At 68.5% G+C, this 8,286-nt stretch carries 8 protein-coding genes; 4 read left to right on the plus strand and 4 right to left on the minus strand.

What is annotated here, in order from left to right:
* The coding region (locus WA967_RS04205) for a TatD family hydrolase (RefSeq protein WP_424419640.1) at positions 1–234 on the plus strand (234 nt) is incomplete at its 5' end.
* Between the two features lie 304 nt (positions 235–538).
* Here the strand turns inward: WA967_RS04205 and WA967_RS04210 are convergent.
* The gene (locus WA967_RS04210) at positions 539–1,828 is read right to left on the minus strand and encodes an MFS transporter (RefSeq protein ID WP_424419641.1); all 1,290 of its coding nucleotides are present in this window, start codon (positions 1,826–1,828) and stop codon (positions 539–541) included.
* A 46-nt stretch (positions 1,829–1,874) separates the two neighbouring features.
* On the opposite strand from WA967_RS04210, the gene rsmA reads away from it, so the two are divergent.
* Genes rsmA through WA967_RS04225 form a run of 3 tightly spaced genes read left to right on the plus strand, consistent with a single transcriptional unit; the run spans position 1,875 to position 4,717 of the window.
* Positions 1,875–2,723 (plus strand): 16S rRNA (adenine(1518)-N(6)/adenine(1519)-N(6))-dimethyltransferase RsmA, encoded by an 849-nt coding sequence (gene rsmA, locus WA967_RS04215; protein ID WP_424419642.1) that lies wholly within the window; start codon positions 1,875–1,877, stop codon positions 2,721–2,723.
* Positions 2,724–2,732: 9 nt separating this feature from the next.
* Complete coding sequence (gene mgrA, locus WA967_RS04220; protein ID WP_424419643.1) at positions 2,733–3,797, plus strand: L-glyceraldehyde 3-phosphate reductase; 1,065 nt, start codon at positions 2,733–2,735, stop codon at positions 3,795–3,797.
* Positions 3,797–4,717, plus strand: a complete 921-nt coding sequence (locus WA967_RS04225; RefSeq protein ID WP_424419644.1) for a 4-(cytidine 5'-diphospho)-2-C-methyl-D-erythritol kinase — start codon at positions 3,797–3,799, stop codon at positions 4,715–4,717. Before mgrA ends, WA967_RS04225 begins: the two co-directional genes overlap by 1 nt.
* 27 nt (positions 4,718–4,744) lie before the next feature.
* On the opposite strand, the gene WA967_RS04230 is transcribed toward WA967_RS04225, so the two are convergent.
* From WA967_RS04230 to mmsA, 3 genes are all read right to left on the minus strand, one after another.
* A complete protein-coding gene (locus WA967_RS04230) occupies positions 4,745–5,212 on the minus strand; it encodes an Lrp/AsnC family transcriptional regulator (protein WP_424419646.1) in 468 nt (155 codons plus the stop codon).
* Positions 5,213–5,487: 275 nt separating this feature from the next.
* Complete coding sequence (gene mmsB / locus WA967_RS04235; protein WP_424419645.1) at positions 5,488–6,702, minus strand: multiple monosaccharide ABC transporter permease; 1,215 nt, start codon at positions 6,700–6,702, stop codon at positions 5,488–5,490.
* Positions 6,689–8,233 (minus strand): multiple monosaccharide ABC transporter ATP-binding protein, encoded by a 1,545-nt coding sequence (gene mmsA / locus WA967_RS04240; protein WP_417555470.1) that lies wholly within the window; start codon positions 8,231–8,233, stop codon positions 6,689–6,691. The genes mmsB and mmsA overlap by 14 nt, the downstream gene beginning before the upstream one ends.
* Positions 8,234–8,286 lie beyond the last annotated feature (53 nt).

The following is an 8,286-nucleotide window of genomic DNA, read 5'->3' on the forward strand; positions in this document are numbered from 1 at the left end:
ACGTTCAAGAACGCACCCAACCTGCGTGAGGCGCTGCACATCACGCCCCTGGACCGCATCCTGGTGGAAACGGATGCCCCGTTCCTGACTCCCGTGCCGCTGCGCGGCCGTCCCAATGCCCCCTACCTCGTTCCACACACGGTGCGGTTCATGGCCGCGGAGCTCGGCGTGGAGCTCGACGAGCTCTGCGCGCAGCTGGCCGCCAACACCGTCGCCGTGTACGGCGAGTTCTGACCTGTTCAGCATCCGCCGACGCTCCTCGCCCCTGCTCCGCTACGTCGCCCCTGCTCATCCACGTGCACCAGCAGGGGCGGGGTGGCCCAGCGGGGGCGGGAACACAGGCGGCGCTGCGCTGATCGGGCGCGCTTCCTCGACGAGATCACCCTGGAGTCGGGATGACGACCTGAACCGGCTGTCGTGTGCAGCCATCGAACGGCTCGGAGCCAAGCTCGACGGCATCCGCCTGGCTCGCGGATGAGAGTCTCGTCGGCGATGATGCCGCTGCGAAGTTCGGCGATCTCCCGCGCGTCGTCGCAGATCAGCCCTGATCTTCCGAGCTCTCGGTCTCCAGCACCGACTTCGCGGCGGCGATGTTCGGGATCTGCCGCCACATCACGGCCAGCGTGATGGCGGCTCCGGCGAACGCGAACCACCAAGGCGCGGTCAGTCCCCAGGCCTGCGCGATCACGCCGCCCAACGCCTGGCCGATCACCATCCCGCCGAACACGCCGACCATGTTCACCGAGCCCACCCGGCCCTGCAGCGAGTGCGGCACGAGGCGCTGGCGCACGGTCGTGGAGATCGTGCCCCACACGAACGCATAGGCGCCGAAGCCGAACATGATCACCAGCGCCACGACACCGTTGGTGGTCAGCGCGAACGACAGGTGCATGACCACCTCGAGCGACAGGCACACCTTCATGAGCGTGGCGAACGACACGTGCCGCTCCAGCGCGCCGAAGCTCAAGGTGGCGACCAGCCCGCCGAGGGCGGATGCCGTGGTCAGCGCGCCGAAGCCCACCGCACCCATGTGCAGATGCTCGGTGGCGTACAGCACGAGGATTCCCCAGGGAGCGGCCCAGAACACGTTGAACACCAGGATGATGATGATCAGCGTGCGGACGGGCTTGTTGGCCCAGGCCCACTGCACGCCCTCGGCGATCTCGTGCGCGACATGCGACGCTTCGACAGGCTCAGCGACCCGACCGGGGGAGCCCGGGGCCCGCCCTGGCACCGGTTGGCGGGCGATCCGCGAGATCAGCACCAGCGCCAGGCTGACCGCCAGCACCTGCGTGAGGAACGGCCAGAACGTGCCGACGGCGAACAGGAACGCGCCCAGCGGCGGACCCGCCAGCTGGTTTGCCACGAGGAACCCGGCCTGCAGTCTGGCATTGCCCACGCCCAGATCGGCGGGCTTCACCATCATCGGCAGCAGCGTGCTGCTGGTGGTGTCGGCGAACACCTCGGCCGTGCCGTACAGGAACGACACAGCCAGCACGATGGCGATGTTCGCGGTGCCGGTCAGCAGGAAGACCACCAGCCCCAGCACCACGACGGTGCGGATGCCGTGCGCCAGCATCGCCAGCATCCGCCGCTCCACGCGATCGGCGATCGCGCCCGCATGCAGGCCGAACAGCAGCCACGGCAGGTACTGCAGCATCGCACCGGACGCCACGAGGATCGGCGACGAGGTCATCGAGGCGATCAGCAGGGGGGAGGCGGCCAGGGCGATGCCGTCGCCGATGTTGCTGGTCCACGCTGCCGACATGAGCCAGCGGAAGTCGCGCCCCAGCCGGCGCGGCGCGATGAGCTCTCCCAGACCGGTCACTCGCTCGATCCTAAGGGTGGACGGCGACATGCGGGAGAATGGATCCATGACCGTCTCCCTGCTCGGCGCCACCGACATCCGCCGTCTCGCAGCCTCGCTCGATGTCACGCCCACCAAGAAGCTCGGCCAGAACTTCGTCGTCGACGCCAACACGGTCCGCAAGATCGTCACGGCCGCGGCCGTGCAGCCCGGGGAGCGGGTCGTGGAGATCGGCCCGGGCCTCGGCTCGCTGACCCTCGCGATCCTGGAGACCGGGGCATCCGTCACAGCCGTCGAGATCGATCACCGCCTGGCCGAGCGCCTGCCGCAGACCGCAGCCGAGCGGGGCGTGGCCGACGGGGCGCTGACGGTGGTGGATGGCGATGCCCTGCGGGTGACCGAACTGCCCGGCGAGCCCACGGTGCTGGTCGCCAACCTGCCCTACAACGTCTCCGTCCCGGTGCTGCTGCACTTCCTGGAGACCTTCCCGTACCTGCAGCGCGGCGTGGTGATGGTGCAGGCCGAGGTCGCCGAACGGCTGGCGGCGAAGCCGGGCTCCAAGATCTACGGCGCCCCCAGCGTGAAGGCCGCCTGGTACGGGCCGTGGCGGCTGTGCGGGAACGTTTCCCGCCAGGTGTTCTGGCCGGTCCCCAACGTCGACAGCCTGCTGGTCGGGTTCGAGCGCGACGCCATCCCGCGAGGCGGTGAGCAGGAGCGGGTGCGCACGTTCCAGATCGTGGATGCCGCGTTCAACCAGCGCCGCAAGATGCTGCGCCAGGCGCTGTCGGGCATCTTCGGCAGCTCGTCCGCGGCATCCGCCGTTCTGGAGTCCGCGGGCATCGCTCCCACCTCCCGCGGCGAGGATCTCACCGTGGACGACTACCACCGGATCGCGCGCGTCCCACGGGGCGACTAGCCTGGCTGAGTGACCGATCCTCGCTACCGTCCTGACGTCCCCGAGATCCACAAGCCCTATACCGCGGCATCCGACCGCTACCAGCGCTTCGCGTACCGTCAGGTGGGCTCGTCCGGTCTGTACCTGCCGCCCATCTCGCTGGGGCTGTGGTGGAACTTCGGCGACAACATCCCGATGGACGACCAGCGCGCGCTGCTGCGCCACGCCTTCGACAGCGGCATCACGCACTTCGACCTTGCCAACAACTACGGCCCGCCCTACGGCTCCGCCGAGAAGAACTTCGGGCGCATCTTCGCCGAGGACTTCAAGCCGTACCGCGATGAGCTGATCATCTCGTCGAAGGCCGGGTACGACATGTGGCCCGGCCCTTACGGTGACCTGGGCAGCCGTAAGTACATCCTGGCCAGCGCCGAGCAGTCGCTGGGCCGCATGGGTCTGGACTACGTCGACATCTTCTACTCGCACCGCGTGGATCCGGTCACCCCGATCGAGGAGACCGTCGGCGCACTGGACACGCTGGTGCGTCAGGGCAAGGCCCTGTATGTCGGCATCTCGTCATACAGTGCTGAGCGCACGCAGGCGGCGCTGGCCGTGGCCCGCGATCTGGGGACGCCGCTGGTGATCCACCAGCCCTCGTACTCGATCCTGAACCGCTGGGTGGAGGACGGGCTGACCGACACGCTGCGCACCGAGGGCGTCGGCGCCATCGCGTTCACGCCGCTCGCGCAGGGACTGCTGACCGGCAAGTACCTCGGCGACGGCACGGCCGTGCGCGCGCAGAAGCGCCGCTCGCTGCCGGACCGCCCGCTGTCCGAGGAGGGGCTGGCCGTGCTGCGCAACCTGAACGACATCGCCGCGGAGCGGGGCCAGAGCCTCGCGCAGATGGCACTGCAGTGGGTACTGCGCGACCCGGTCGTCGTCTCGGCGCTGATCGGCGCCTCGCGGCCCGAGCAGCTGGACGAGAACATCGCCGCGATGAACGGCCCGGAGTTCACAGACCAGGAGCTCACCGCGATCGACGCGCTGGCGCACGGTATCGACGTCAACCTCTGGGCCGTCTCGTCGGATCTCTGATGCCCACACGGCAGGTGCACGTCCGCGCACCGGGGAAGATCAACGTCTACCTCGGGGTCGGCGCGCGCAGCGATGACGGCTATCACTCGCTGGCGACGGTGTTCCAGGCCGTTTCGCTGTACGAGGACGTGTACGCCTCACTGGCGGACGACTTCGCGCTGGAGGTCGCGGGCGATGTCGACGTGTCCGGTGTGCCGCTGGACGACCGCAACCTCGCCATGCGCGCCGCGAAGCTGCTCGCGCAGACCGCCGGCGTCACCACAGGCGTGCACCTGCGCATCCGCAAGGGCGTGCCGGTCGCCGGGGGCATGGGAGGCGGGTCGGCGGATGCCGCGGCGGCGCTGGTGGCCTGCGACGCGCTGTGGGGCACCGATCTCGGCCCGCGCGGTCTGCACGACCTGGCCGCGCGGCTGGGTGCCGATGTGCCGTTCGCGCTGCACGGCGGCACGGCCGTCGGCACGGGGCGCGGCGATGCGCTGACTCCGGCATTGGCGCGCGGCAGATTCGACTGGGTGCTGGTGCTCAGCGACCAGGGTCTGTCGACTCCCGAGGTCTACGGCAGGCTCGACCGGATGCGGATGCACGGCGACGCGCTCGCCGATGACCCGACCGAACTGCTGGAGGTGCCCGCCGCGGTGCTGCAGGCTCTGCTGGCCGGGGATGCCCGCGACCTCGCCCCCGTGATGCTCAATGACCTGGAGGCGGCGGCCGTAGCCGACCGCGCGGATCTCGAGCTCGCGCTCGCGGCCGGTGTGCGGATGGGTGCGCTGACCGGCATCGTGTCGGGTTCCGGTCCGACGATCGCCTTTCTCGCCGAGGGACCCGAGGCCGCTCGCTCCTTGCAGGACGAGCTGAAGGCGACCGGCCGCGAGGCTCTGCACGTGCATGGACCTGTGCCAGGCGCCCGGATCATCGAGTGACTCGGCGTCGGGCCCGGCGAGGCCGGCTCAGGGCAGCGGCACCTTCAGCAGCTCGCTGACGCGGTAGGGGATCACCTGCCGCAGGAAGAGGCTGGTCGAGGTGCGGAGGATTCCGGGGCACAGTCGCACCGCCTCGGCGACGCGGTAGAGGTCGTCGGGGTCGGTGGCGACCACGCGCAGCAGCAGGTCGGTGTCGCCGGCGGGTGCGAAGCACTCCAGCACCTCGGGAACGCGGCCGAGCGCATCGATGGCGGCGCCGATCTTGTGCTGGTCGAGCTCCACCTGGATCGACGCGGAGACGCCGCGTCCGAGCGCGGCCGGCAGCACTCGCGAGCTGCTGGCACGCAGGCATCCGCTCGATTCCAACCGTGCCAGACGGGCGTGCACGGTGCCTCTGGCGAGGTTCAGATCCTGTGCGATCAGCGCCACCGGGCGTCTTGGGTCGCCATCCAGCACTGCGAGGATGCGCCGATCGGTCTCGTCGAGGTCGGCCATATCGATCACCGTCTCTTCTCATCAGGGGGGACGTATTGATCGGATCGATCAATCTGAGTCCAGCCTATTGCGCGCATTGTCCGGTGGTGTTGAAATCAGTGTGTCAAGCGACCGATCAGCATCACGAGTGAGGATCGGCGCGCGCGCAGAACGCGATCACACGTCGCACAGCGAGGCGATCACGAGTCGCACGGCGAAGGCGCGGGCGACGTGAGAGGCCCAGCGGATCGGATGGATCCACCGGGCCTCTCGTCATGCCGGGAGCGCCGGGGCGTTCAGGAGCGCTGGCGGCGCTTGTTCCAGACGTCGAACGCGACGGCCAGCAGCAGCACCATGCCCTTGATGAACTGCTGGGAGTCGGTGCCGACGCCCATCAGCGACATGCCGTTGTTCAGCACGCCCATGATCAGACCACCGGTGATGGCGCCCACGATGGTGCCGACACCGCCCTGCACGGCCGCGCCGCCGATGAACGCCGCGGCGATGGCATCCAGCTCGAACAGGTTGCCCGCACCGGGGCCGGCGGAGTTGAGCCGGCCCGTGAAGACCAGGCCCGCCAGGGCCGACAGCACGCCCATGTTGACGAACAGCCAGAAATCGATCCGGCGGGACTTGATGCCGGACAGGTCCGCCGCGTGCCGATTGCCGCCGATCGCGTAGATGTGCCGACCGAACACGGTGCGGCTCATCACCAGCGAGTAGCCGACGATCAGCACGGCCAGCACGATCAGCACGATCGGGGTTCCTCGCGAGCCGTCGGCCATGCCCAGCAGGTACGTCAGGTAAGCGATCAGCGCCACACCGCCGACCAGTCGCGTCAGGAACCAGGTGCGCGCCTCGGTCTCGAGGCCCGTCTTCTTCTGCTTGGACCGCTCGCCGAGTTCGTACCCGACGAACAGCACCAGCGTCAGCATCCCCAGCGTGAAGGTGATCCACTCCACGGGCGAGGACGAGGCGGGGAACAGCTGCGGGAACAGGTACCCGCCGCCCAGCTGGCGGTACTCGGTGGGGAAGGGCGTGATCTGGGTATTGCCCAGCACCATCTGCGTGAGCCCGCGGAACAGCAGCATGCCGGCCAGTGTGACGATGAACGCCGGGATGCCGACCACGGCCACCCAGAAGCCCTGCCAGGCGCCGACCAGGGCGCCGACGAACAGCGCGGCCAGGATGCCGAGCCACCACGGCCACCCCCAGTGCACGACCATCACGCCCGACATCGCGCCGACGAAGGCCGCGACGGAGCCGACCGACAGGTCGATGTGACCGGCGATGATGACCATCACCATGCCGATCGCGAGGATCAGGATGTAGCTGTTCTGGACGATGATGTTGGCGACGTTGCCCGCGGTCAGCAGCTTGCCGCCGGTGACGACCTGGAAGAACACGACGATGGCGATCAGCGCCAGGAAGATGCCGATCTGACGCATTCGCGACGTGAGCAGTGAGAGCACCTCTTGCGTCCGGGACGCGGTCTCGCTACGGGTGGACATGGTCGGCTTCCTTCTCCTTGGTCATGTACTGCATGAGGGTCTCGGGGGTTGCATCGGCGATGTCGACCTCTCCGGTGATGCGCCCCTCGGACAGGGCGTAGATGCGGTCGCAGATGCCCAGCAGCTCGGGCAGCTCCGACGAGATCACGATCACGCCCTTGCCCTGCGCGGCCAGGCTGTTGATCAGCGTGTAGATCTCGTACTTCGCGCCCACGTCGATGCCTCGGGTGGGCTCGTCCAGGATGAGCACCTCCGGGTCGGCGAACAGCCACTTGGAGAGCACGACCTTCTGCTGGTTGCCGCCGGAGAGCTTGCCGACCACCGAGGAAACCGACGGAGCCTTGATGTTCATGCTCTTCCGGTAGCCCTCGGCGACGAGGACCTCCTCGCGGCCGTTCACCCATCCGCCGTGCGTGAGCTTGCGAAGGCCCGCGACGGAGATGTTGCGCTTGATGTCCTCGATGAGGTTCAGGCCGTACTGCTTGCGGTCCTCGGTGGCGTAGGCGATGCCCGCGTCGATGGCGGCGGACACCGAGCGGGTGTTCACCTCCTTGCCCCGGACGAACACGCGGCCGGTGATGCCCGTGCCATAGCTGCGGCCGAAGATGCTCATGCCCAGTTCGGTGCGGCCGGCGCCCATGAGCCCGGCGATGCCGACCACCTCGCCGGCGTGCACGGTCAGGTTCGCGCCGTGGATGACGGTGCGGCTCGGGTCGGACGGATGGTGCACCCACCAGTCCTCGATGCGGAAGACCTCTTCGCCGACGTCCACCGAGCGGTCCGGGTAGCGGTGCGCGAGGTCGCGGCCCACCATGCCCTTGATGATGCGGTCCTCGCTGATCTCCTCGCTGGTCAGATCCAGCGTCTCGATCGTGCGTCCGTCGCGGATGATGGTGACCTTGTCGGCGATGGCCTTGATCTCGTTGAGCTTGTGGCTGATGATGATCGACGTGATCCCCTGGCCCTTCAGGTGCCGGATCAGGTCGAGCAGGTGCGCGGAGTCGTCGTCGTTGAGCGCGGCGGTCGGCTCGTCCAGGATGAGCAGCTTGACCTCCTTGGACAGCGCCTTGGCGATCTCCACCAGCTGCTGCTTTCCCACGCCGATCTCGCGGACGGGCGTGGAGGGGTCATCGCCCAGCCCCACCCTGGCCAGCAGCAGCTGCGCCTGCTTGTTCGTGGCCCGCCAGTCGATGACGCCGTGGCGGGCGCGCTCGTTGCCGAGGAAGATGTTCTCGGCGATGGACAGGTACGGGCTCAGCGCCAGCTCCTGGTGGATGATGACGATGCCGCGGTCCTCGGAATCGCGGATGTCGCGGAACTCGGCGACCTCGTCCTCGAAGACGATGTCGCCCGTGTAGGTGCCGTGCGGGTACACGCCCGAGAGCACCTTCATCAGCGTGGACTTGCCCGCGCCGTTCTCACCGCAGATGGCGTGCACCTGTCCGCGCTCGACCTCGAGGGTGACGTTCTGCAGCGCCTTGACGCCGGGGAACTCCTTCGTGATCTCGCGCATCTCCAGGATCGTGCTCATGCGTTCTCCTCCTTTCTGCCTTCCGGATGCTGCGGTCGGGCCCGCCCGAGGAG

It is taken from the genome of Microbacterium sp. (assembly GCF_049650565.1).
Classification (GTDB): domain Bacteria; phylum Actinomycetota; class Actinomycetes; order Actinomycetales; family Microbacteriaceae; genus Microbacterium.

Coding starts and splice junctions, on each gene's coding strand:
- WA967_RS04225 (WP_424419644.1), top strand. CDS start 3,797: ATGCCCACACGGCAGGTGCACGTCCGCGCACCGGGGAAGATCAACGTC.
- rsmA (WP_424419642.1), top strand. CDS start 1,875: ATGACCGTCTCCCTGCTCGGCGCCACCGACATCCGCCGTCTCGCAGCC.
- mmsA (WP_417555470.1), bottom strand. CDS start 8,233: ATGAGCACGATCCTGGAGATGCGCGAGATCACGAAGGAGTTCCCCGGC.
- WA967_RS04230 (WP_424419646.1), bottom strand. CDS start 5,212: ATGGCCGACCTCGACGAGACCGATCGGCGCATCCTCGCAGTGCTGGAT.
- mmsB (WP_424419645.1), bottom strand. CDS start 6,702: ATGTCCACCCGTAGCGAGACCGCGTCCCGGACGCAAGAGGTGCTCTCA.